Origin of the sequence: Fodinicurvata sediminis DSM 21159, assembly GCF_000420625.1 — a bacterium.
In the GTDB taxonomy this organism is placed as follows: Bacteria; Pseudomonadota; Alphaproteobacteria; order Kiloniellales; family DSM-21159; genus Fodinicurvata; species Fodinicurvata sediminis.
Genome location: NZ_ATVH01000014.1, coordinates 453,565 through 476,077, shown reverse-complemented (window position 1 = coordinate 476,077; position 22,513 = coordinate 453,565). Strand labels below are relative to the sequence as shown.

Genomic DNA, 22,513 nt, shown 5'->3' with positions numbered 1-22,513 from the left:
ACCGGACAAGGAGCAGAATGTGAGTGACAAGGCCTTTCAGGGCAATTTCTTCGAGGATTTCACGCTTGGCCAGGAAATCCGTCATGCCACGCCGCGCACGGTGACGGAGGGGGATGCTGCACTCTACATGGCACTGACGGGCAGTCGCTTTGCCCTGCATTCCTCGGCGGACTTTGCCGTGTCGCTGGGGCTGGACGAGGCGCCGCTGGATGACCTGCTGGTCTTTCACGTGGTTTTCGGCAAGTCGGTGCCGGATATCTCGCTCAATGCCGTGGCCAATCTCGGGTATGCCGAGTGCCGCTTCGGCATTCCGGTCTATCCCGGGGATACACTGACGGCCTATTCGCAGGTGATCGGCCTGAAGCAGACCTCTGCGGGCAATACCGGGATCGTCTATGTTCAGACCACAGGAGTGAACCAGCTGGGCGAACCGGTCCTGGACTTCAAGCGCTGGGTTCTGGTCAACAAGCGCGATCCGGACTCGCCGGCACCACAGACCCAGGTCCCGGAGTTGGCCGATGCGGTCGCGGCAGAAGACCTGGTGCTGCCCGAAGGTCTGAACTGCGCCGGCTATGATGGCGAGTTGGCCGGCAGTCCGTATTTCTGGGAGGATTACGCGGTTGGTGAGCGGATTGATCACGGTGACGCCATGACCCTGGAGGAAGCCGAGCATCAGATGGCAACCCGTCTCTACCAGAACACCGCCCGGGTGCATTTCGACCAATTGGCAGCCAACAGCAACCGTTTCGGGCGCCGTATCGTCTATGGTGGACATGTCATCTCCCTGGTCCGTGCGCTCAGTTTCAACGGGTTGGGCAATGCCGTCCGGATTGCGGCCATCAATGGCGGGCGCCATGTTTCGCCCACCTTTGCAGGCCATACGCTTTTTGCCTGGTCCGAGGTTCTGGAGAAGATGGAACTGCCCGGCCGCAACGATCTTGCGGCCTTGAGGCTGCGGAGCGTTGGCGCGAAGGACCGGCCCTGTACCGAGTTTCCTGACAAGGATGAAGAGGGAAAGCCCGACCCCTGCGTTGTGCTGGACCTGGACTATACCGTCCTGATGCCGCGGCGCGGATAGCTCTCTGGGGCTAGCAAAGCTGTCCTCTGTTGGCCTGGACAAGCCCGTGCACGAAGCGAAGCTTGCCCATGACAGTCGGAGTCAGGACAAAGGGATAGAGGTCGGGCTGCCCCATGCTGTGACTTAGGCTGTTGATCGCAAAGGTCAGGGACGGCCAGTTTGCGAACAGACGGTCGAAATCCGCTTCCTCGTAGGGATCGATGTCAAAGCTTTGGGCGGTTTCGAAATCGCGGCCGGTGCGCGGCGCAACCTGCAACTGGAAGGCATGTGCCGTTTCCAGGGTGTCCAGAATATGCAGATAGTGTGCCCAGCACTCGGCGAAGTCCTCCCAGGGATGGGCGCTGGCATAGCTGCTTATGTAGTGGTCCTGCCAGTCGGAAGGAGGGCCATGGGAATAGTGGTTCTGCAGGGCCGTCATGTAGTCCTGGCGCTCATCGCCGAACAGCTCGCGAAAAGCGCTGTGCCAGACGCCGCCTCGCACAAGCCTTTCCCAGTAGTGATGCCCGATCTCGTGGCGAAAGTGCCCAAGCAGGGTGCGATAGGGTTCCGCCATCTGCAGGCGGTGGCGTTCGCGCGCTGCGTCGTCGGCTTCCGAAATATCCAGGGTGATCAGGCCCTCGGCATGTCCTGTCATGACCTGGGAAGATTCCTGGAACGGCTCGGGTGCCTGGCCAAGGAAGTCGAACGCAAGGCCATGCGCGGCATCCGCACGCTTGTCCACCAATGGCAGGCCAAGGCGCAGCAGGCCGTAAAAGAGCCGATGCTTGGCGCCCTCGATCCTCTGCCATAGCAGCAGGTTCCGCGCATCCGAGAGGTTAGGTATCGTCCGGTTGTGTCGACAGGCGTGGCAGTAGATGTCCTTGCTGCAGATATCCTTACTGCCCTGGGGCACAAGCCAGTTGCAGGCGTCGTGACTGGCATTGGCGCAGAAGCGGAAGGTCCGGCCGGAGGCAGCCAGTGCCTTCCAGGCGCCGTCACCAGAGGGCGAAAGCGCACTGAGCGTCGTTATTTCGGGAATGTAGCCCAGTGCCATGCCGCAGTGCTCGCACCTCGTGTTCTCGAAATAGAGGCGTTGCCTGCAGTTCTGGCACTCGAAGAGCTTCATGCAGGCGCATTGCCTTGCGGCTGTTCTCGATTCAGCTGCCGCAGTGTCACCATTTTCTCGCGCCCTTCATCCCAGAGGACGTACCAAAGCGCGCGCATGCCTCCGCGAAAGCTGAGTTGTGATGCGCCGTGCAGGGTCGGCAGGGCTTCATGACAGCTCTTCAAACGGTAATTGGGGACTCGCGGATTCAGGTGGTGGACATGGTGATAGCCGATATTGCCCGTGAACCAGCGCAGGATCCGAGGCAGGTTCAGAAAGGTGGAGCCCTCGATTGAAGCGGCCTGCGCACTCCAGCGATCATGCCGGAACCACTGGGTGGACTCGCTGCGATGCTGAACCGAGAACAGCCAGACCCCGACGATCGCGGCCAGGATCATGACCGGTAACTGAACCAGAACCACACGCTCGAAGCCAAGCAGCAGACCAAGGCCGGTAAGCAGGCCGAGCAATGCAATGTTTGTCAAATAGACACCGCGTCTTTCGCGTTGCCAATCGCGTGGCATGTCGAAGGGCAGGCGATAGAGCAGCAGGAAGATCAGCGGGGGCAGCAGAAGGTTGGCGACAAGCGGGTGTCGCGCCGTGCGATAAGCCCAACGCTGGCGCGGACTCAAGGCCTTGTATTCGTCGGTGGTCAGGCAGGACGAGTAGATGTCTGCGCCGCTTTGACGCCGATCCAGGTCGTTCCAGATGCCGTGGTGTCCCGCATGCTGGCGGCGCCATGATGTGTAGGGGGTCAGGGTCAGAAGGCCACAGATAAACCCGGTGACGTTGTTGGCCCTGCGTGAGCGGAAGAAGGAATAGTGGCCGCAGTCATGTTGTATGATGAAGATGCGGACAAGGAACAATGCGGCCAGAGGCGCTGGCAGCAGGGCGAGCCAGTAGGACTGTGCTGCCAGCAAATACATGCCCGTGCAGGTGAGGATGAACCCCCCGAAGGAGGTGACAATCTGGCTCAAGCTTTCACGGAGCGTCGGTGTCTGGAAGGGGGCAGTGGCACGTTGAAGTTCAGCTTGGGTCGGAAATTCAGCTTGGGCTGAAGGCGCATCCCCGATGGCTTTTTCTTGGATCACTATGGTCTTTCATGGGCTTGTGCATTGAAGTCACGTCTTTTTCGGTCACTTCTTACCGTGTATCCAGCAGAATTTGGAAATAAACGTAGAGTCTTTACGTAAATATTATAATCTGGGAATCAATTCCATAATACCCATATATTTAAGACCGGCGAATTAATGCCGGAAAATACGAAAGAAAATTTCAATGTCATTCAAAGATTTTTCCTCGAAGCAAAAAGATAAACCTGAGGACAAGGCTGATACGAAACCTGCCGACGCTCCCGCCGGCACGGCCAAGAGCAGCGACGCAGCGAAGGGCTCCAAGCCCGCCCGTTAAGCCCGCTCGCTGAATTTCGGCTTTTCAGGGCCCGACTGTCCGGCGGTGCGATTGCTGCCGGACAGACAGCTGCATGTGTATGAATCTGCAAGGAAACCACGACATGACCTTCTTCCAACCCTCGGGTGACAGTCCGTTGGGGGACAGACCAGATGTGGCTGAAGGCAAGACCAGGCAGTGCCTGCGTTGCCGCGATACTTTCGAAAGTGAATGGGCAGGGGAGCGTATATGTGGGCGCTGCAAGGGAACCCGGAGTTGGCGCAATGGAGCTCCGATGCAAAGCTTTTCGACGAGCGGTAGGAGCTAGAGTCCGGCCAGCATCTACCGCAGATTGATGTAGTGCCCGGAAAGAGGCACAGGCGCCCGCCGATCCCTTGCCCGCTGGAGGCAAAGGGCGTAAACAGCCCGTGAATTTCACAAGGGCGGGTTGCCCGACCATAGCTTTCGAGGAGTCGTTTCATGGCACGAAGCAAGATTGCACTTATCGGCGCAGGCAATATTGGCGGTACGCTGGCGTTGCTGACCGGACTCAAGGAATTGGGCGACGTGGTGCTGTTTGACATTGCCGAAGGGCTGCCCCAGGGCAAGGCGCTGGATATTGCACAGTCCGCGCCGATCGAGGGTTTCGATGCGAAGCTGAAGGGTGCCAACGACTATGCCGACATCGAGGGCGCCGATGTGGTGATCGTGACGGCTGGCGTGCCCCGCAAGCCGGGCATGAGCCGTGACGATCTGGTCGAAACCAACATGAAGGTCATGAACTCCGTAGGTGAGGGCATCAAGAAATATGCTCCCAACGCTTTTGTGATCTGCATCACCAATCCCCTGGACGCCATGGTCTGGGTGCTGCGTGAGGCAAGCGGCCTGCCGCACAACAAGGTGGTCGGCATGGCCGGCGTTCTGGACTCTGCTCGCTTTCGTCATTTCATTGCCGAAGAGGTCAAGGTCTCCGTCGAAGACGTGCGGGCCTTCGTTCTGGGCGGCCATGGCGACTCCATGGTGCCCATGACCCGCTATTCCACCGTGGCCGGAATTCCCCTGCCAGATCTGGTCGAGATGGGCTGGATCGATGCCAAGCGGGTCGAGGAAATCGTGCAACGGACCCGGGACGGGGGCGCCGAGATTGTCGGTCTGCTGAAAAGCGGCTCGGCCTTCTATGCGCCGGCCTCATCGGCCATCGAGATGGCCGAGAGCTATCTGAAGGACAAGAAGCGCATCCTGCCCTGTGCTGCCTACCTTGATGGCGAATACGGTGTCGATGGCATGTATGTGGGTGTTCCCGTGGTCATTGGTGACGATGGTGTCGAGCGCATTGTCGAGTTGCAGTTGACCGATGAGGAGCGCAAGGACTTCGAGACCTCGGTGGCCTCCGTGCGCGGCCTGCTGGATACCTGCAAGAAGCTGGCCGGCGGTTGATGCCGCCAGCCCTTCACAAGGTTGACCGGGCGCCACAAAAGGCGGCCGCGACGGTTGCGTGTCACTGGCAGGGTGATAAAGTGACGCGCGCTTCCGGTGCGCAAGAGGATTTGGCGGGGCTGCCGTCCCGCCTTGTCGTCACCAGCACAAAGATCACGAACATCACGAACGGACCAGCATGAATATCCACGAATATCAGGCAAAGAGCCTGCTGGCGAAGTTCGGCGTTGCCGTGCCGAAGGGCCAGGTGGCCTATACGCCGGCGGAGGCCGAGAAGGCAGCTGACGAACTGGGCGGACCCGTCTGGGTCGTGAAATCCCAGATCCATGCGGGCGGACGAGGCGCCGGCCGCTTCAAGGAAGATCCGGATGGCAAGGGTGGCGTCCGGGTCGTCAAATCCAGGGACGAGGTGCGCGAGAACGCCGAGCAGATGCTGGGCGCTACGCTCGTCACCAAGCAGACCGGATCCGAGGGCAAGGAGGTCAAGCGGCTTTATATCGAGGAAGGTTGCGACATTGCGCGCGAGCTTTACCTTTCGATGCTGCTGGACCGTGCCACTTCGCGGGTGACCATCGTTGCCTCCACCGAGGGCGGCATGGAAATCGAGGAAGTGGCCGCCGAAAACCCGGAGAAGATCTTCAAGGAAGCGATCGATCCGGCCATCGGCTTCATGCCCTATCAGGGGCGCAAGATTGCCTTCGCGCTGGGCCTGGAAGGCAAGCAGATTGGTGCGGCCGTCAAGTTCCTGGGCGCCATGTACAAGGCCTTCACCGATCTGGACGCTTCGCTGTTGGAGATCAATCCGCTGGTGGTGACCGGCGAGGGCGGCGTGCTGGCCCTGGATGCCAAGATGAACTTCGACGACAACGCGCTGTTCCGCCACAAGGACGTGGCCGAACTGCGCGATGAAGACGAAGAAGATCCCATGGAGATCGAGGCCAGCCAGCATGAGCTGAACTACATCAAGCTGGACGGCAATATCGGTTGTATGGTCAATGGCGCCGGCCTGGCCATGGCGACCATGGACATCATCAAGCTCTACGGCGGCGATCCGGCCAACTTCCTCGACGTGGGTGGCGGCGCCACCAAGGAACGCGTCACGGCGGCCTTCAAGATCATCCTGTCCGACCCGAACGTGGAGGGCATTCTGGTCAATATCTTCGGTGGCATCATGCGCTGTGACGTGATTGCCGAGGGCGTTGTCGCGGCCGCACGGGAGGTCTCCCTGCATGTGCCATTGGTTGTGCGTCTGGAAGGCACGAATGTCGAGCTGGGCAAGAAGATTCTTGAGGAATCGGGCCTGCCGATCGTTTCGGCCGACGATCTGGCGGACGCAGCCGACAAGATCGTGAAAGCGGTAAAGGAGGCTGCATAAATGTCAGTTCTCGTCGACAAGAATACACGCGTTATCTGTCAGGGTTTCACCGGCGCACAGGGAACTTTCCACAGCGAGCAGGCGATCGCCTATGGCACGCAGATGGTCGGGGGCGTCACGCCGGGCAAGGGCGGTTCGAAACACCTGGACCTGCCGGTCTTCAACACCGTGAGCGACGCCGTATCGGAAACCGGTGCCAATGCCAGCGTGATCTATGTGCCTCCGCCGTTTGCGGCGGAGGCGATCCTGGAAGCCATTGACGGCGGGATCGAACTGGTGGTGTGCATCACCGAAGGCATTCCCGTGCTGGACATGGTCAAGGTCAAGCGTGCCCTTGCGGATTCCAACACGCGCCTGGTGGGGCCGAACTGCCCGGGCGTCATCACGCCGGATGCCTGCAAGATCGGCATCATGCCCGGTCATATCCACAAGCGCGGCAAGATCGGTATTGTCTCGCGTTCCGGCACACTGACCTATGAGGCCGTGGCCCAGACCACTGCTGCAGGCCTGGGGCAGTCCACCTGCATTGGCATTGGCGGCGACCCGGTCAACGGCACCAACTTTGTCGATTGCATCAAGCTGTTCCTGGATGATGACGAGACCGAAGGCATCATCATGATCGGCGAAATCGGCGGCGATGCCGAGGTTGAGGCGGCCGAGTTTTTGCGGGATGCGCCGAAGAAGAAGCCGGCTGCCGGCTTCATCGCCGGTCGCACGGCACCGCCGGGCCGCCGCATGGGACATGCGGGCGCCGTGATCTCCGGTGGAAAGGACACTGCCGATTTCAAGATCAAGGCACTGCAGGAAGCTGGCGTTCATGTCTCGGACTCGCCGGCACACCTGGGAAGCACCATGTTAGAGGCACTGAAGGCCGCGTAAGGCCGCGACCCGATAAGAAGGAGAGGCGGCGGGGTCCGCCAGCCGGCCCCCGCCGGAAAATTGCAAGATGGCGCAGCAGAACCCGCACGTTGATACCGCTCTCATCGGCCCGAGCGCAGCAGAGATTGCAGAGCTCTATGCCCGTTTCCTGGGAGAGCCCGATAGCCTGGACAGCGATTGGCGCGACTTTTTCGGGTCCCTGTCCGATGAGGCGCGCAGCCTGCTGGACGGGATGGTGGACAAGGCCGAAGGCGGTGGCCAGTCCCCAGCCGCAGGCCAGGGAGTCTATTGTGACGACCCCAAGGTTCGTGCGGCGGCGAAGGACTCCATTCGTGCGCTGATGCTGATCCGTGCCTATCGTGTGCGCGGACATCTGGAAGCCAAGCTGGACCCGCTGGGCCTGACCGAGATCGAGCCGCATCCCGAGCTGGATCCCAAGACCTACGGCTTCACGGACGCCGACTATGACCGTCCGATCTTCATCGACAATGTCCTGGGGCTGGAAACAGCCACGATCCGCCAGATCATGGAGCGCTTGCGGCGTATCTACTGCGGCTCCATCGGCGTCGAGTTCATGCATATCCAGGACCCGGACCAGAAACGCTGGATCCAGGAACGCATCGAGGGTGCGGAACTGAACCGCACGGATTTCACCGAGCGGGGCCGTCGCGCCATTGTCGAGCGCTTGGCGGCTGCGGAAAGTTTCGAGCAGTTCCTGAACAAGAAGTATACCGGTACCAAGCGTTTCGGCCTGGACGGCGGCGAGTCCATGATTCCGGCGCTGGAACAGATCGTGAAGCGTGGCGGCCAGCTGGGCCTGAAGGAAGTCGTGCTGGGCATGCCGCACAGGGGGCGCCTGAACGTGCTGGCGAATTTCATGGCCAAGCCCTTCCAGGCCATCTTCAGTGAGTTCCAGGGCGGCGCTGCGCATCCCGAGGACGTGGGCGGCTCCGGTGACGTCAAGTATCACCTGGGCACCTCGACGGACCGCGAGTTTGACGGCAACAGCGTGCACCTTTCGCTGACCGCCAATCCCTCGCATCTGGAGGCAGTCAATCCCGTGGTGGCGGGCAAGGTGCGCGCCAAGCAGCAGCAGCACAATGACGAGGACCGCACCGAAGTCATGGCCCTGATGATGCACGGCGATGCGGCCTTCGCGGGGCAGGGCCTGGTGCCCGAGACCCTGGATCTGTCGGAGCTGCGGGGCTATCGCATCGGTGGGACGATTCATTTCATCGTCAACAACCAGATCGGTTTCACGACCAATCCGGTGAATGCGCGTTCCGGCCCCTATTGCTCGGATGTCTCGAAGATCATCCAGGCGCCGGTCTTCCATGTGAACGGTGACGATCCCGAAGCGGTGGTCCATGTGGCACGCATTGCGACGGAGTTCCGGCAGACCTTCAAGAAGGATGTCGTCATCGACATGTTCTGCTATCGCCGTTACGGCCACAACGAAGGCGACGAACCGGCCTTCACCCAGCCGATCATGTACAAGACGATCCGCGACAAGAAGTCGGTGCGGGCGCTCTATACGGACAAGCTGGTCGAAGAGAAGGTCATCAGCGAGGAAGAGGGCGAGTCCTTCGTCAAGGACTGGTATGCAAAGCTGGAAGAGGAATTCGAGGCTTCCAAGAACTACAAGCCGAACAAGGCGGATTGGTTGGAAGGCGCCTGGAGCGGTTTCAAGGCCGCCCGCGGCTATGATCCGCGCCGCGGCAAGACAGCCGTGCCCAAGAATGAACTGGAGAAGGTCGGCAAGGCACTTGTCACGGTGCCGGATGACTTCAACCTGAACCGCAAGATTGCGCGTCAGCTCGAGGCGAAGAAGCAGGCGCTGGAGAGTGGCGAGAACATCGACTGGGCCACGGCCGAGGCACTGGCGTTCGGGACCCTTTTGCTGGAGGGGCATCCGGTGCGCATGTCCGGCCAGGACAGCAACCGCGGAACCTTTTCACAGCGTCATGCCGCCTGGGTCGACCAGGAGACCGAGGAGCATTACAAGCCGCTGGCTCACATCGATCCGGAACAGGCCAAGGTCGAGATCGTGGACAGCCCCCTCAGCGAGATGGGAGTCCTGGGGTTCGAGTATGGCTATTCCCTGGCGGAGCCACGGGCGCTCACCCTGTGGGAGGCGCAGTTCGGCGATTTCGTCAACGGTGCCCAGGTAATCATCGATCAGTTCATCGCCTCGGGCGAGGCCAAGTGGCTGCGCATGTCCGGCCTGGTCATGCTGTTGCCGCATGGTTACGAAGGCCAGGGGCCGGAACACTCCTCGGCACGCTTGGAGCGCTTCCTGCAGCTCTGTGCCGAAGACAACATGCAGGTGGTGAACTGCACCACACCGGCGAACTACTTCCACGCCCTGCGCCGTCAGGTGCATCGCGACTTCCGCAAGCCACTGGTGGTCATGACGCCGAAGTCCCTGCTGCGCCACAAGCGCTGTGTCTCCACTCTGGAGGAGTTCACCGGCAAATCCACTTTCCACAGGGTCTTGCCGGCACCGCAGCAGCCAAGTCAGCCCAAGGACGCCAAGCAGGTGGTGCTTTGCAGCGGCAAGGTCTACTACGATCTGTTGGACGAACTGGAAAAGCGCAAGCTGAAGGATATCCATCTCATACGCCTTGAGCAGCTCTACCCCTTCCCGGTGGACGGGCTGGCCACGGAGCTGGAGCCCTACAAGCATTGCGATATTGTCTGGTGCCAGGAGGAGCCGCGCAACATGGGCGCCTGGTCCGTTGTCGAAAGCTTCATCGAGGAAGTGGCCACGGATGTCGGCTTCAAGAATCCGCGCCCGCGTTATGCCGGCCGTCGTTCGGCCGCATCCCCGGCCACGGGCTCGTTCAAGCGCCATGAGGCCGAGCAGGCCCAGCTGATTGACGAAGCCTTTACCAAGGGGCTCAAGAGAACCGGACGCATAGGCACTCGGCGTGCGATGGACGAGGAAAAGGCCAAGCAGTCGGCCAAACAGGCCGCCAAGTAACGGCGCCTGAAGGATGACACGAAAGCCGCACGGCCTGGCCGTCCGGCGCACAAGGGTGGAACGAGGAAAGACATGGCAACCGAAATCAAGGTGCCCACACTGGGGGAATCGGTAAGCGAGGCCACAGTGGCCCGTTGGCTGAAGAAGGCGGGTGAAACGGTCGAGGCCGACGAAGCCCTGGTGGAGCTGGAGACCGACAAGGTGACCCTGGAGGTCAATGCACCAGCCGCTGGCACGATCAGCGAGATTACGGCCGAGGAAGGCGCCAATGTCGAAGTGGGCGCCGTGCTGGGCCTGATCGGTGAAGGCCAGGCGGCTGCCTCATCCGGCAAGAGCAGTGACGCCAAGAGTGAGGACAAGAAGGACAGCCAGCCGGCAAAGCAGGAGGCGAAGGCCGAGGACAAGGCCGCCTCCACCTCCAGTGAAAGCGCCTCTTCGGGCAAGGGCAAGACCGGCGGCGCGGGCAGTGGCCAGAGCGTCGATGTGGTCGTCCCGACCCTGGGGGAATCGGTCGCCGAGGCTACGGTGGCGCGCTGGCTGAAGAAGCCGGGCGAAGCGGTTGAGGCCGACGAGGCCCTGGTGGAGTTGGAGACCGACAAGGTGACCCTGGAGGTCAATGCACCAGAGGCCGGCAGCCTGTCGGAAATCCTGGCCGAGGAAGGCGTGAACGTCGAAGTGGGCGCGGTCCTGGGCAAGATTGCCGCCGGTGCGGCTGGCAGCGAACCTGCACAATCTGGCGCCGAGGAAGAAAAGAGCGAAGGGACTGAGTCCGATAGCGAAGAAAGGACCGCGCAGGCTGACAAGGGGAAAGCTGCAGCCGGAGCGGACACGGACCAGCACCTGGATCCGAGCAGTGCGCCGCGCAGTGGCGAAGGCGGCAAGATCACGGCCGATGACCTGAGGCAGTTCGTTGAGTCCGCCTCGCCCAGTGCGGCCAGCCTGTCGCCGGCTGTTGCCAAGCTGGTCGAGGAAAACGATCTGGATCCCGCGCGTATCCAGGGCACAGGCCCGCAGGGGCGCATCACCAAGGAAGACGTTCAGAACGTCATCGATGGCAAGACGCAACTGAAGCCGCGCCCCAAGGTGGCGGCCGGTCAGGCGGCGACCGCCGCAGCGGGCCAGGCAACCAGCCAGTCCCCCTCTGCGGAGAGCGGTCCCCGTGAAGAACGGGTGCGCATGACGAAGCTGCGCCAGACAATTGCGCGTCGCCTGAAAGAGGCCCAGAACACGGCGGCCATGCTGACCACCTTCAATGAGGTGGACATGGGCGAAGTCATGGCTGTGCGCAGCGAGTTCAAGGAAGCCTTCGAGAAGAAGCACGGCGTGAAGCTGGGCTTTACCTCCTTCTTCGCCAAGGCCGTGGTCGGGGCCCTGAAAGAGCAGCCGACGGTCAACGCCCGGATCGATGGCGAGGAACTCGTCTACAACAAGTTCTACGACATCGGCATGGCTGTCTCGACGCCCAACGGCCTGATGGTGCCGGTCATCCGGGATTGCGACAGCAAATCCTACGCCGATATCGAGAAAGCGCTGGGCGACGTCGCCGCGCGTGCCCGGGACGGCAAGCTGACCATGGAGGAAATGCAGGGCGGCAGCTTCACGATCACCAATGGCGGTGTCTTCGGTTCCCTGCTGTCCACGCCGATCCTCAACATGCCGCAATCCGGGATTCTGGGACTGCACAAGATCCAGGAGCGGCCCATGGCCGTGAACGGCAAGGTGGAAATCCGCCCCATGATGTATGTCGCCATGTCCTATGATCATCGCATCATCGACGGGCGCGAAGCCGTTACCTTCCTGGTGCGCCTGAAGGAACAGATGGAAAATCCGCAGCGCATGCTGCTGGATCTCTGATCGGGGGCGCGGTTGTCCGGGATGGCAGGAAGCCAGGGTATAAGCGGGCAGCTAGGGCTTTCGAAGAAGGCAGGCGTTTCCTTCATGGGACGCGCGACGGCTGTTCCGGCACTCTGTGCCGAGGCAGAGCGACTGGCCGCCGGGCTTGCGGCACGTGATGGCGCCCAGGCAGGGCAGGTCACCCTGTTCATGCCCAACTGCCCCTTGGCGGTTACCAGCCTCCTGGGCTGTCTCGCTGCGGGGTATGCGCCGCGCTTGCTGGATCCGCGCGCGGCTTTGAATGATCTGAAACCCCAGTTTGCGGATATCGAGGAGGGCGACCTGATCCTGACGGTGGATCTTTCGGCCGTGCAGGACAGGTTGCTTTCCGTGCTGCCCGAGGGCAGCCAGCCAGAGGTGGCGGTGGCACGCTTTGCCAGTCAGATGCCTTTCCCCCAGCGCTTGTTTGCGCCTTACCTTCGTGGCGGTACCTTTTCCCGGGTGCCCGCACACACCGCTTTCTTTCGCCTGGACCAGTTGATGGGAAAATCCGGACAGGTTGCCAGTGCGCTTTCAAGCGAAAGCGAGATCGTGGTGTCGTCCGGGGCCTGTTCCCTGTCGGCTCTGGTCGAGGAAGCCGGCGAGCAGGCGCAGAAGAGGCAGGGCGAGCGCTGGCTGCTGGATCAGCCACTCACGCGGCGGGACAGCCTGGTGGCTGCATTGGCAGCCATGAGAAAAGGCGCGGAGCTTGTTCTGACTCCGCGCCTCGATGGGGACTCTCTCAAGAAGGTCCAGGCGGCCTCAAAGGCCGACCTGCGGGTCCCGGGCACACGATAAGCGCGTCCGGTCCCGCTGGATTGAGCCCTGTTATTTCATGGTCGGCATGACGAATTCCGCTCCGCTGCGCACGCCCTTGGGCCAGCGCGAGGTGATCGTCTTCATGCGTGTGTAGAAACGCACGCCCTCGGGACCGTGGGCATGATGGTCACCGAACAGTGACCGCTTCCAGCCGCCGAAGCTGTAGAAGGCCATCGGCACGGGGATCGGCACGTTCACGCCGATCATGCCGATCTGGGCGCGGTTGGAGAAATTGCGCGCGGCATCGCCGTCATGGGTGAAGATGGCGGCTCCGTTGCCGTACTCGTGCTCGTTCACCAGCTTGAGCGCTTCCTCGTAGTCGTTTGCCCGAACCACGGAAAGGACCGGACCGAAGATCTCTTCCTTGTAGATGCGCATGTCCGGCTTGACATGGTCGAACAGGGTGCCGCCCACGAAATAGCCGTTCTCGTAGCCCTGTAGCTTCAACTCGCGGCCATCGACGACCGCTTCCGCGCCTTCCTCGATGCCTGAGTCGATGTATCCGCGAACGCGCTCATACGCCTGCTTGGTGACCAGCGGGCCCATGTCGGCCTCGGGATCGTCGAAGGGGCCGACCTTCAGGTTGCGCACCTTGGGCGCCAGACGCTCGATTAGTTCGTCTCCGGCGGTGCCCACGGCGACAGCCACGGAGACGGCCATGCAACGCTCTCCGGCGGAGCCGTAGCCGGCTCCCATCAGGGCATTGGCGGCCTGGTCCATGTCGGCATCCGGCATGACGACCATGTGGTTCTTGGCACCGCCGAGCGCCTGCACGCGCTTATTGTGGGCGGTGCCGGTGTGATAGACATACTCGGCGATGCCGGTGGATCCCACGAAGCTGACCGCCTCGATCTGCGGATGGGTCAACAGGGTGTCGACGGCTTCCTTGTCCCCATTGACGACGTTCAGGACGCCATCGGGCAGACCGGCCTGCTTGGCCAGCTCGGCCAGGAACAGCGGAGCGGAGGGATCGCGCTCGGATGGCTTCAGGATGAAGGTGTTGCCACAGGCGATGGCGACCGGGAACATCCACATGGGCACCATGGCGGGGAAGTTGAACGGCGTGATGCCGGCCACCACACCCAGTGGCTGGCGAACCGAGTGGGAATCGACGCTGGTGCCGACGTTCTCGGAAAACTCGCCCTTCAGGAGATGCGGCGCGCCGCAGACGAATTCCACCACCTCGATGCCGCGGGTCACTTCGCCGGCGGCGTCGGCCAGCACCTTGCCGTGCTCGCGGGAGATCAGCTCCGCGATCTTCTGCTTGTTGGCTTCCAGAAGCTCGCGGTACTTGAAGAAGACACGCGCACGGTTGAGCGGCGTCGTGGCTGCCCAGTCCGGAAAGGCCTCCGCGGCATTCTGCACGGCCTTGTCCACCTCTGAGGCAGAGGCCAGGGAGAGTTTTCCTGTCACCTCACCGGTGGCCGGATTGTAGACGTCACTGGTGCGTCCACTGGTGCCCTTGACCACCTGTCCGCCTATGAAATGGTGCAGTTCCTGTGTCATCCTCTACCTCTGTCGGTTGGCTTTATGTATTCCATTGAATGGATTGGCGACAGCTTAGGGAAGGACAGGGGGAATTGAAAGAGTAAGACTGAAATTTCACTGCCACTGCCGGCACGCTTCATTTCAGTGGCCGGCGACACTTATCAGTGATCAGCGACCCTTGCCGGGCGCATGGGAGGCATTTGGCAAGCCGTCTTTTACCTTTTCTTTATTCGATCTCCACATTCTGGCATTAGGGTTGCCGGAGCAACCTTTGGCCGTAATTCCCAACACTTTCCGATCAGGAAGCGATGATGCCGGACCCGGAACTGAAGGAACGTCTCGAGGCGGAACTGGAAAGACTGTCTGCCCGCCGTGAGACCGTGACTTATCGGGATATGGCGAAGTCCCTTGGGATGTCCGGGGGGCAGACCATTCACAGGCTGACACTGCTGCTGGAGGAGACCATGCGCGAGGACCATGCAAGGGGTCGACCTCTCCGGGCCTCGCTGGTCGTCAGCCGCACGAGCGGCAATCTGCCCCAACGCGGCTTTTTTCAGTTGCTCCGTGAGCTTGGACTCTATAACGGCTCCGAGCAGGGCGCGGAGGCTGAGGCTGCGCACCAGCACGAATTGGCTCGTCTCTGGGACAGCCAGAGATCCAGGCAAGAGGGACGAGGGAGCAGCGGCAGCTCATGATTTCGCGCGCATCATCACGGCCACCGGAGCTGCTGGAAGCGGGTCTGACACGGCGCAGCGAGGCCAACTGGCTGGCCATAGAACTGAGCGGTGCCTGGATCACCGAGACAGTGGCCGCGCGCGAGAAGGACATCTCGGCCCTTGTAACCTCACACGACATCCGTGCCTCTCAGCAGGTGGTTCTCGATCTTTCTGAAGTGGACGCGTTGGACACAGCCGGCGCCTGGATCGTGCAGCGCACGGCCGAACGTCTGCGCGAGCGCGGATTTCAGGTCGAAATCGCCGGAATCGAGGGCGCACGCGTGGAATTGATGGAGGCGGTCTCGAAGGCGTCCGAACCGGAACAGCCGGCGCCCGGCCCGGGCGGCCTGGCTGGCCTGGTGGAAAGTCTGGGGCGTGGGACCGTGGCGCTGGGGCGGGACGCACGCGACCTGGTGGCCTTTCTCGGCCTCTGTGTCGTGGCCACTGGCCGTTCCCTGATACATCCCAAGCGCCTGCGCATCGTCTCGCTGGTCAACCAGATCGACCAGACCGGGTTTCGGGCCCTGCCGATCGTGGGGCTGCTGGCCTTCCTGATTGGGGTCGTCGTCTCCTATCAGGGCGCGGGGCAGCTTGCCCGCTTCGGGGCGCAGATCTTCACCGTCAACCTGCTGGGCGTTTCCGTCCTGCGCGAGATGGGCATCCTGATTACGGCCATCATCGTGGCCGGTCGTTCCGGCAGTGCCTTCACCGCCCAAATAGGAACCATGAAGGTCAACAAGGAGGTGGATGCCATGCGGACCATCGGGCTCGACCCGGTGGAGATTCTGGTCTTGCCGCGCATTCTCGCCCTGGTCCTGGTGCTGCCCTTGCTGACGGTCTATGCAAACTTCATGGCCTTGCTGGGTGGGGCCATCATGTCTATGGTTCAACTGGATATCGATCCCAGCCAGTTCATTTCGCAGCTGCATGACGCGGTCACGGTCTGGTCTTTGTGGGTCGGTGTCATCAAGGCGCCCGTCTTTGCCTTCGTGATTGCACTTGTTGGCTGTTATGAAGGCTTGCGTGTCGGTGGCGATGCCGAGTCCGTGGGTCGGCAGACCACCCGGGCCGTGGTCGAGGCCATTTTCCTGGTGATCGTCCTGGATGCCTTCTTCTCGATTTTCTTCACGATGATCGGAGTCTGAGCCCATGAGCGAGACGGCAATTCGCGTTCAGGGGCTTGAGACACGCTTTGGCACCAACGTGGTTCACGAGAACCTGGACCTCGAGGTGTATCGCGGTGAGGTGCTCGGTCTCGTCGGAGGATCCGGGACAGGCAAGTCGGTCCTGCTGAACACCATCGTGGGTCTGCGCCAACCAGACGCCGGGCATATCGAGGTCCTGGGTCAGGACATGTCATCGGGAAATGCCGCAAGTCGCGCGGCCTTGCGGCGGCGCTGGGGCGTGCTTTTTCAGGATGGCGCCCTTTTCTCGTCCCTGACGGTGCTGCAGAACATCGAGGTGCCGCTTCGCTTCCATACACGCATTTCCGAGACGCTGCGCCAGGAACTGGCGGCCGTCAAACTGTCCCTGGCAGGTCTGCCGCCCGATGCAGGCCCCAAGTACCCGGGCGAACTGTCCGGCGGTATGCGCAAGCGTGCGGGCCTGGCCCGGGCATTGGCGCTGGATCCGGACATCCTGTTCCTGGACGAGCCGACGGCGGGTCTGGACCCCATCGGGGCCGCCTCGTTCGACAGCCTGATCGGGGACTTGAGAGCGTCTCTCGGTTTGACAGTGGTAATGGTGACTCACGACCTGGACAGCCTCTATGCCGTCTGTGACCGGGTTGCCGTGCTTGTCGACCGACGTGTAAAAGTCGGAACGATCAAGGAACTGATGAATGAGCCGGACCCCTGGATCCACGAGTACTTTGGTGGACCGCGTGGTCGACAGGCCGGACAGGCGCATGACAGTACGTAGGCAGGAAACAGTCCCGAGAAACGGCAAGCAGGAATGCTAGGCTGATGGAAACCAAGGCGAACTATCTGACGGTTGGAATCTTCGTCCTGCTGCTTTTCCTGGCGGGTCTGGGGTTTGCCATCTGGCTTGCCGAATCCAACTGGGACAAGAAGTTCGAACATTACCTGCTTCTGTTCGACGGCTCCGTGACGGGGCTGAGCAAGGACAGTTCCGTGCGCTATAACGGTGTCCGCGTGGGCAATGTGCAAAGCGTGCAGCTCGATGATAGGGATCCCAGCAAGGTCAGGGTCGTCATCCGGGTCGAGGACGGTACACCTGTTCGGGCAGACACGGTCGGCTCACTGGCGTTCCAGGGCTTGACGGGCGGGCGCTTCGTGGAATTGACAGTAGGGTCCCGCTCGGCTGACCTGCCTAAGAAGCAGCCTGGCGACCGTTATCCCAGATTGAAGACCAAGGCCTCTTCGATCGATCAGATCCTGGAAGGGGCCCCCGACATCATGTCGGCCGTCAGCAAGGTTCTGGGCCAGGCCGAGAAGGTCTTCAGCGACAAGAACATCGCCAATGTCTCCATGATGTTGGAAGAAGGGGCCTATGCCGCCGGGAATGTGCGGGATGCCAGTGCCGAATTCGCCGACCTGGCCCGGGACCTGCGCACGGAAGCCGGCAACCTGACCGAGCAGGCGAACAAGACCCTGCTGGCCGTGGAAGCCTTTGCCAATACGGCGGAGGGGACAGCCAAGTCCATAGATCCGGCGGTCCAGGACTTCCGCACGACGGCCCAGTCGGTCACGGCGGTGGCCGGGCGCCTGGACCAGGTCATAGAACAGAACAGCGGCCCTCTCAGCGACTTCACCTCCTCGGGCCTGGGCGAGCTGTCCTCGTTGCTGACCGAGTTGCGCAGCCTGACGGGCAACCTCAACCAGGTGGTCACACGCATCGAACGGGATCCGGCCCAGTTCCTGTTGGGCGATCCCCAGTCAGGTTACGAACCGGAAGATGACAGATAGCAGGCAGGAAGGATCAGGGCAGTGAAACAGCCTTACTATACGCGACGCGGTCTCTTGACGACCGGACTTCTTGGCGGTGCTGGGCTGCTGTCCGGTTGCGGGTCTCTGCTGCAGGCTGTCGAGCGGGACGAGCCGCGCCTCTACCGTCTGGATCCCGATGTGAGCCTGCCTTCCAGCCTGCCCAGGGTCGACTGGCACCTGGTGGTCGCCGATGTGAACTCGGGCTCCGACATGGACAGCCTGAGAATCCCGCTGCAGCAAACGCCGCTTCAGGTGGAGTACTTTGCCCGTGCCAACTGGACGAATCACCTGTCCGACATGGTTGCCAACCGCATGCTGGCTGCCTTCGAGAACTCCGGCAGCATACTGAATGTCGGCCGCGAAAGCCTGTCGTTGAACCCGGATTACCGATTGAGAACGGAAGTGCGCAATTTCCAGGCCGAATATTTCAACGGTACACCCCCCGAGATTCACGTGGGCCTGGCTCAGCGCCTGTTGTCTGTCCAGGACAGTCGTGTCGTGGCCACAAAGATATTCGAAACACGGCAGAAGGCAGAGCAGGACAGCATGGATGCGATCATTCGCGCCTTCAACGCGGCTTTCGGAAAGGTTCTCACGGAGATCATCCCCTGGACCCTGCAGCAGGGTGAAAGCGATTACCGCGCCCGACAGAATTCCTGAAGGTCGGCGAAGAGGTCGGGGTCGCTGATCAGGCGCGGCACCTTGTTCTGTCCGCCCAGGCGTCCGCGTTTCTTCATCCAGGCGGCAAAGGTCCCGGGCGGCATGGCCTGGACCTCCGGTGCGCCCATTCCGGCGCCGCCTCCGCGATGGGCGGCATAGTCGTCGTTTTCTTCAGCCAACAGTCGGTCCACTTCCGCGGCGAAACGGCTTGTCTGCTCGCTATCCGGCACCTGGTCGAACTCGATGTAGAGTCGGTGATGCCCCCTGTGGCGGTCAGCCTCGGGAAAGACGGCGCCCATGGAATAGTCGGTCACCTCCAGGCCGGCGGAGCGGGCCGCCTCGGCAACGGCATTTTCCACCTCTTCCGCGATCAGGTGTTCGCCGAAGGCGGACAGGCTGTAGGAGGTCCGTCCGGTCACGAAAATACGCGGCGGCTGCAGGTTGGAAAAGCGTACGGTATCGCCGATCAGGTAGGCCCAGGCGCCGGCGCAGCTGGTGACCGCAATGGCGTAGTTGACGCCGGTTTCCACGGTATCGATCCAGTGACGAGTGGGGCACTCATGGTCCAGTTCGTCCAGGGGCACGAATTCGTAAAAGACGTCATGATCCAGGTTCAGCCGCAGGCCGTCGTGGGGACCTGCATCCGCGCCTGCAATGAAGGCTTCGCTGGCAGGGTAGACCTCTCGAAACGAGGCGGGCGTATCCGAGAGCAGGCGCTCGAAACGTGCACGATAGGGCTCGAAATTGACGCCGCCGTGGACCAGCAGCTCAAGATTGGGGTAGGGCGTCTGGCCACCGTTCAGTTCGCGCGCGCGTTCCAGCAGGATCAGCAGCCAGCTGGGCGTGCCGCTCAGACTGCGAATGTCCTGGATCAGCGAGGCCTCTGCCGTGCGCTCCAGCTTTTCCTCCCAGTCCGAAAGCAGGGCCAGGTCCTTGTCGGGGAAGGCAAAGACCTTGCCCCACCAGGGCATGGCCCCTGTGATGATGCCGCTGATATCGCCGCTGTACACACCCGGCGCTTCCTCCACCAGGGCCGTGCTGCCGCCCAGCATGAAGCTCTTGCCGGCGAACAGGCGACTGTCCGGGTGGGCCTGCAGGTGCCAGGTGATGATGTCCAGGGCCGCCTTGCGATTGCTGGCCAGCATGCGATCGGTGACCGGAATGTACTTGGTCTTGCCGGTGGTGGTGCCGGAGGTGACGGCAAACCAGGGGACAAGCCCCGGCCAGGTGATGTTGTCGAGCCGGGGAAAGGCATCGCGCCAATAGACTTGCCAGAAATCCTCGTAGCGGCGCAGCGGCACGCGTTCCTGGAAGGCCTCGACAGTCGTGATGTCCGCAAAGCCATGATCCCGCCCGAAACGCGTATCCCGGGCCTCCTGCAGCAGTTTCAACAGAATCTGCTCCTGGCTTTTCACGGGGTCCAGCCTGGCCAGGCGTTTCTGGCGCCAGCGCGCATAGAGACGCAGGATCGGTGTGGCATCCATCATGGGTTACCCTAGCACAATGGGCCCTGGGCGATCATCCGGTGCCGGCGGGCAGCTGCATCAGGCGCGGAAAATCCTCGACAATCCTGTCCCGGGTCAGCGGCATGCGGATGTAGTCGCCCTGCCGCCAGAGCGGGACCTGGTCCATGAAGTTCGCACTGCCAAGCCAGCCATCATTCCCGCCGAAAAGCACGAAGTAGTTCTCGTCGGGATCCGACAGGTCCGACAGATGGCGGGCCTGGGAGCCATAGCGCGCCGCATGGCGCGCATTGACCAGGTCATGTGCCGTTTTCATGATCGTCTCCCGTGATCCGCCCACGGGATAGTCGCCATATTCGAAGAAGCTTCCGATCACGGGCAGGTTGGCCAGGCTGTGTGCGGCCTTCAGCCGGTGCATGTCCCCCCAGCGAGGGTAGGCTTCGGCATCTTCCTCGGCGGCCTCCAGGCTTTCGGAGAGGGCCTGCCTGCGCTCTTCGGGCAGAAGGGCGGCCAGGTCCTCCTGAAGATAGGCCAGGATGTAGTTCCATTCGTTCACGGCCCCTGCCAGGTCGTCGCTGTTCTCGGCCCCCTGGATGCGTGGCCAGAGGTGGTAGAGCAGGGTTTCGAAGACGACAGGCGCGCGGGCATCGGCAGCATAGTCGCCGTCCCAGCTCTCGAGCGGACCCAGGAATTCTGAATGCCTGTCGTGGAGCTCGGCCTCACGGATGGACCGCAATAGATGCCCGGCCAGGTCCTGCGCGCCCAGCGATCGGGTGTCGCGCTGCAGATCTGCCAGATCGTCGAGGGTTATATTCCGTTGGCCTGCAACGAATTGTTCCAGGCGGCGCACCCTTTCGTCCGGGCTGTAGAAATAACCCATGGGAGGGCCGGATTGCGTTGGTTCGTTGTTGGCCGAAGCCAGATATCCCTTGTCGGGATTCAGGATATACGGCAGATCCGAGGTGCGGTGAAAGCCCTGCCAGAGAGTGTCCGGGTCCGAGGGATCCAGAACGAGGTCGTCGGGAGGAAAGTCCTTCCGGACAGGCTGGAAGGTGGCCATGATATGGCCGATGTTGCCGGCCCGATCGGCGATCAGCATGTTCTGCGGCGAAAGCGCGAAACTTTCCAGCGCCGCCCGGAATTCTTCGGGCGTGGTGGCGCGGTTGGCTTGCAGCAGGGCCGACAGCTCGTCACTGGGTTCATGGCCGACCCAGCGCAGCGCCAGGGTCTCGTTCGCGCCGTTGGGCAGGATATCTGCATCGGTGATGATGGGCCCATGGGGTGTGCGGCGGACCTGGCGGGTTTCGTCGAACCAGAAGCGCACGGAGATATCGGTTTCGCTGACGTCTATCTGCTCGGCGGGCAGGTCCGAGACATCGTAGAGATCGCTGCTGGCCGCGCGCATGTGCGTGCCGCCCCAGGCCATCTCGGGATTGCGTCCTACGGCAACGAAGGGCAGGCCCGGCACCATCAGGCCGACGGCCTGATAGTTCGGGGCTTTGAGGCCGGCCAGGATCCAGAGATTGGGCAGGTTGAGGCCCAGATGGGGGTCGCTGGCGATCAGGGCGCCGCCGCTGGCACTGCGTTCGGGCGCGACCACCACGGTGTTGCTGCCCGAGCGGCTGAGCCCGCCCAGGAAATCGGACAGCGCCTGCTGCTGCGAGCCTTTGCGGAAGGACACGGTGCCGTTCTGCCCGGCTTCGAGCGCCCGGTCCCAGAGGCGCTGGAACTCCGGGTCGCCGCGCTCGGCCAGCAGGGAGAAATAGACCAGCCAGTTCACGTCCGTTCCGGCCAACCGCCCTATGCGCAGCACATCGCGGATCGTCCAGGGTTCGCTTTCCAGGCCGGCAAGGCCGTATTCAGGCGGGTCTTCCCGGCGTTGCGCCTGATAGTGGTTCAGGCCGTCGACGAAAGCCTGGACCCAGTTGCGTGTTTCCGCGGGCAGCTTGGCTTCGATCTCCCCGGTGGCATGGCCGAAATCGAGGATGCGCAAGGCATGATCGATCTCCGTGGCCGGTGGGCCGGCGATCTCGGACAGGCGTCCGCTTGAGACATGACGCAGCAGGGAAAGCTGTGCGCCGCGCAGGTGGGCATGGACCAGGCCCAGGGTGAAGGCCAGGTCATGATCGTTCCGGGCCTCGATATAGGGAACCTGGTGATCGTTCCAGCGCAGCTCGACCGCCTGCCTGAGGGGCAGGTCCTCTGTTGGGAACACCGAAAGCCTGTCATCGGTCGCGCGCTCGTCGGGCCAGAGCGCACTGCAGCCGCTGACAAGCAACAGGATCAGCAGGAAGGCAGGAAGTTTGGCGACAAGGCGCATGC

General features: G+C 62.0%; 18 protein-coding genes. 13 read left to right on the top strand and 5 right to left on the bottom strand.

Annotated features, from left to right (window positions below; translation table 11 throughout):
- The first annotated feature begins 19 nt into the window (after positions 1-19).
- Complete coding sequence (locus tag G502_RS0110140; RefSeq protein ID WP_022728563.1) at positions 20-1,078, top strand: MaoC family dehydratase; 1,059 nt, start codon at positions 20-22, stop codon at positions 1,076-1,078.
- A gap of 10 nt (positions 1,079-1,088) precedes the next feature.
- Here G502_RS0110140 and G502_RS0110135 read toward each other — a convergent pair whose 3' ends face one another.
- Together G502_RS0110135 and G502_RS19625 are read right to left on the bottom strand one after the other, a co-directional pair.
- Complete coding sequence (locus G502_RS0110135) at positions 1,089-2,183, bottom strand: zinc-binding metallopeptidase family protein (RefSeq protein WP_022728562.1); 1,095 nt, start codon at positions 2,181-2,183, stop codon at positions 1,089-1,091.
- On the bottom strand, positions 2,180-3,253 hold the full coding sequence (locus G502_RS19625) for a fatty acid desaturase (RefSeq protein WP_022728561.1): 1,074 nt from the start codon (positions 3,251-3,253) through the stop codon (positions 2,180-2,182). Before G502_RS19625 ends, G502_RS0110135 begins: the two co-directional genes overlap by 4 nt.
- Before the next feature lie 187 nt (positions 3,254-3,440).
- Between G502_RS19625 and G502_RS22790 the strand changes: the two genes are divergently transcribed.
- From G502_RS22790 to G502_RS0110090, 7 genes are all read left to right on the top strand, one after another.
- Entirely contained in the window at positions 3,441-3,572 is a 132-nt protein-coding gene (locus G502_RS22790) for a hypothetical protein (protein WP_022728560.1), read from the top strand.
- Positions 3,573-4,031: 459 nt separating this feature from the next.
- On the top strand, positions 4,032-4,988 hold the full coding sequence (gene mdh, locus G502_RS0110120; RefSeq protein WP_022728559.1) for a malate dehydrogenase: 957 nt from the start codon (positions 4,032-4,034) through the stop codon (positions 4,986-4,988).
- Between the two features lie 178 nt (positions 4,989-5,166).
- Positions 5,167-6,363 (top strand): ADP-forming succinate--CoA ligase subunit beta, encoded by a 1,197-nt coding sequence (gene sucC / locus G502_RS0110110; RefSeq protein ID WP_022728557.1) that lies wholly within the window; start codon positions 5,167-5,169, stop codon positions 6,361-6,363.
- Complete coding sequence (gene sucD, locus G502_RS0110105) at positions 6,364-7,242, top strand: succinate--CoA ligase subunit alpha (RefSeq protein WP_022728556.1); 879 nt, start codon at positions 6,364-6,366, stop codon at positions 7,240-7,242.
- A 67-nt stretch (positions 7,243-7,309) separates the two neighbouring features.
- Positions 7,310-10,225, top strand: coding sequence for a 2-oxoglutarate dehydrogenase E1 component (locus tag G502_RS19620; RefSeq protein ID WP_022728555.1), 2,916 nt, complete (start codon positions 7,310-7,312; stop codon positions 10,223-10,225).
- A gap of 72 nt (positions 10,226-10,297) precedes the next feature.
- Positions 10,298-12,079 (top strand): 2-oxoglutarate dehydrogenase complex dihydrolipoyllysine-residue succinyltransferase, encoded by a 1,782-nt coding sequence (odhB, locus tag G502_RS0110095; RefSeq protein ID WP_022728554.1) that lies wholly within the window; start codon positions 10,298-10,300, stop codon positions 12,077-12,079.
- Positions 12,080-12,163: 84 nt separating this feature from the next.
- Positions 12,164-12,895, top strand: coding sequence for an AMP-binding protein (locus tag G502_RS0110090; protein WP_022728553.1), 732 nt, complete (start codon positions 12,164-12,166; stop codon positions 12,893-12,895).
- Between the two features lie 30 nt (positions 12,896-12,925).
- On the opposite strand, the gene G502_RS0110085 is transcribed toward G502_RS0110090, so the two are convergent.
- On the bottom strand, positions 12,926-14,422 hold the full coding sequence (locus G502_RS0110085) for a CoA-acylating methylmalonate-semialdehyde dehydrogenase (RefSeq protein WP_022728552.1): 1,497 nt from the start codon (positions 14,420-14,422) through the stop codon (positions 12,926-12,928).
- Between the two features lie 290 nt (positions 14,423-14,712).
- Here G502_RS0110085 and G502_RS19615 point away from each other — a divergent pair, with 290 nt between their 5' ends.
- Genes G502_RS19615 through G502_RS0110060 form a run of 5 tightly spaced genes read left to right on the top strand, consistent with a single transcriptional unit; the run spans position 14,713 to position 18,728 of the window.
- Positions 14,713-15,099 carry a hypothetical protein gene (locus G502_RS19615; protein WP_022728551.1) on the top strand — a complete coding sequence of 129 codons (387 nt, stop codon included), beginning with the start codon at positions 14,713-14,715 and terminating at the stop codon, positions 15,097-15,099.
- Positions 15,096-16,265, top strand: coding sequence for an MlaE family lipid ABC transporter permease subunit (locus G502_RS0110075; RefSeq protein ID WP_022728550.1), 1,170 nt, complete (start codon positions 15,096-15,098; stop codon positions 16,263-16,265). Before G502_RS19615 ends, G502_RS0110075 begins: the two co-directional genes overlap by 4 nt.
- A 4-nt stretch (positions 16,266-16,269) precedes the next feature.
- Positions 16,270-17,040, top strand: a complete 771-nt coding sequence (locus G502_RS0110070; RefSeq protein ID WP_022728549.1) for an ABC transporter ATP-binding protein — start codon at positions 16,270-16,272, stop codon at positions 17,038-17,040.
- 44 nt (positions 17,041-17,084) lie between these two features.
- Complete coding sequence (locus G502_RS0110065; protein WP_022728548.1) at positions 17,085-18,047, top strand: MlaD family protein; 963 nt, start codon at positions 17,085-17,087, stop codon at positions 18,045-18,047.
- 21 nt (positions 18,048-18,068) lie between these two features.
- Positions 18,069-18,728 carry an ABC-type transport auxiliary lipoprotein family protein gene (locus tag G502_RS0110060; protein ID WP_022728547.1) on the top strand — a complete coding sequence of 220 codons (660 nt, stop codon included), beginning with the start codon at positions 18,069-18,071 and terminating at the stop codon, positions 18,726-18,728.
- Here G502_RS0110060 and G502_RS0110055 read toward each other — a convergent pair.
- Together G502_RS0110055 and G502_RS0110050 are read right to left on the bottom strand one after the other, a co-directional pair.
- Positions 18,704-20,215, bottom strand: a complete 1,512-nt coding sequence (locus G502_RS0110055; RefSeq protein WP_022728546.1) for a GH3 family acyl-acid amido synthetase — start codon at positions 20,213-20,215, stop codon at positions 18,704-18,706. The two genes, G502_RS0110060 and G502_RS0110055, sit on opposite strands and share 25 nt — an antisense overlap.
- A gap of 31 nt (positions 20,216-20,246) precedes the next feature.
- The gene (locus G502_RS0110050) at positions 20,247-22,511 is read right to left on the bottom strand and encodes a penicillin acylase family protein (RefSeq protein WP_051152155.1); all 2,265 of its coding nucleotides are present in this window, start codon (positions 22,509-22,511) and stop codon (positions 20,247-20,249) included.
- Positions 22,512-22,513 lie beyond the last annotated feature (2 nt).

What these genes read in the sequence shown, in the direction of transcription:
- G502_RS0110065 (WP_022728548.1), top strand. Translation starts at nt 17,085, where the DNA reads ATGGAAACCAAGGCGAACTATCTGACGGTTGGAATCTTCGTCCTGCTG.
- G502_RS0110135 (WP_022728562.1), bottom strand. Translation starts at nt 2,183, where the DNA reads ATGAAGCTCTTCGAGTGCCAGAACTGCAGGCAACGCCTCTATTTCGAG.
- G502_RS19620 (WP_022728555.1), top strand. Translation starts at nt 7,310, where the DNA reads ATGGCGCAGCAGAACCCGCACGTTGATACCGCTCTCATCGGCCCGAGC.
- G502_RS0110070 (WP_022728549.1), top strand. Translation starts at nt 16,270, where the DNA reads ATGAGCGAGACGGCAATTCGCGTTCAGGGGCTTGAGACACGCTTTGGC.
- G502_RS0110090 (WP_022728553.1), top strand. Translation starts at nt 12,164, where the DNA reads ATGGGACGCGCGACGGCTGTTCCGGCACTCTGTGCCGAGGCAGAGCGA.
- G502_RS0110085 (WP_022728552.1), bottom strand. Translation starts at nt 14,422, where the DNA reads ATGACACAGGAACTGCACCATTTCATAGGCGGACAGGTGGTCAAGGGC.
- G502_RS0110075 (WP_022728550.1), top strand. Translation starts at nt 15,096, where the DNA reads ATGATTTCGCGCGCATCATCACGGCCACCGGAGCTGCTGGAAGCGGGT.
- sucD (WP_022728556.1), top strand. Translation starts at nt 6,364, where the DNA reads ATGTCAGTTCTCGTCGACAAGAATACACGCGTTATCTGTCAGGGTTTC.
- G502_RS22790 (WP_022728560.1), top strand. Translation starts at nt 3,441, where the DNA reads ATGTCATTCAAAGATTTTTCCTCGAAGCAAAAAGATAAACCTGAGGAC.
- G502_RS0110050 (WP_051152155.1), bottom strand. Translation starts at nt 22,511, where the DNA reads ATGCGCCTTGTCGCCAAACTTCCTGCCTTCCTGCTGATCCTGTTGCTT.
- G502_RS19615 (WP_022728551.1), top strand. Translation starts at nt 14,713, where the DNA reads ATGATGCCGGACCCGGAACTGAAGGAACGTCTCGAGGCGGAACTGGAA.
- mdh (WP_022728559.1), top strand. Translation starts at nt 4,032, where the DNA reads ATGGCACGAAGCAAGATTGCACTTATCGGCGCAGGCAATATTGGCGGT.
- G502_RS0110055 (WP_022728546.1), bottom strand. Translation starts at nt 20,215, where the DNA reads ATGATGGATGCCACACCGATCCTGCGTCTCTATGCGCGCTGGCGCCAG.
- sucC (WP_022728557.1), top strand. Translation starts at nt 5,167, where the DNA reads ATGAATATCCACGAATATCAGGCAAAGAGCCTGCTGGCGAAGTTCGGC.
- odhB (WP_022728554.1), top strand. Translation starts at nt 10,298, where the DNA reads ATGGCAACCGAAATCAAGGTGCCCACACTGGGGGAATCGGTAAGCGAG.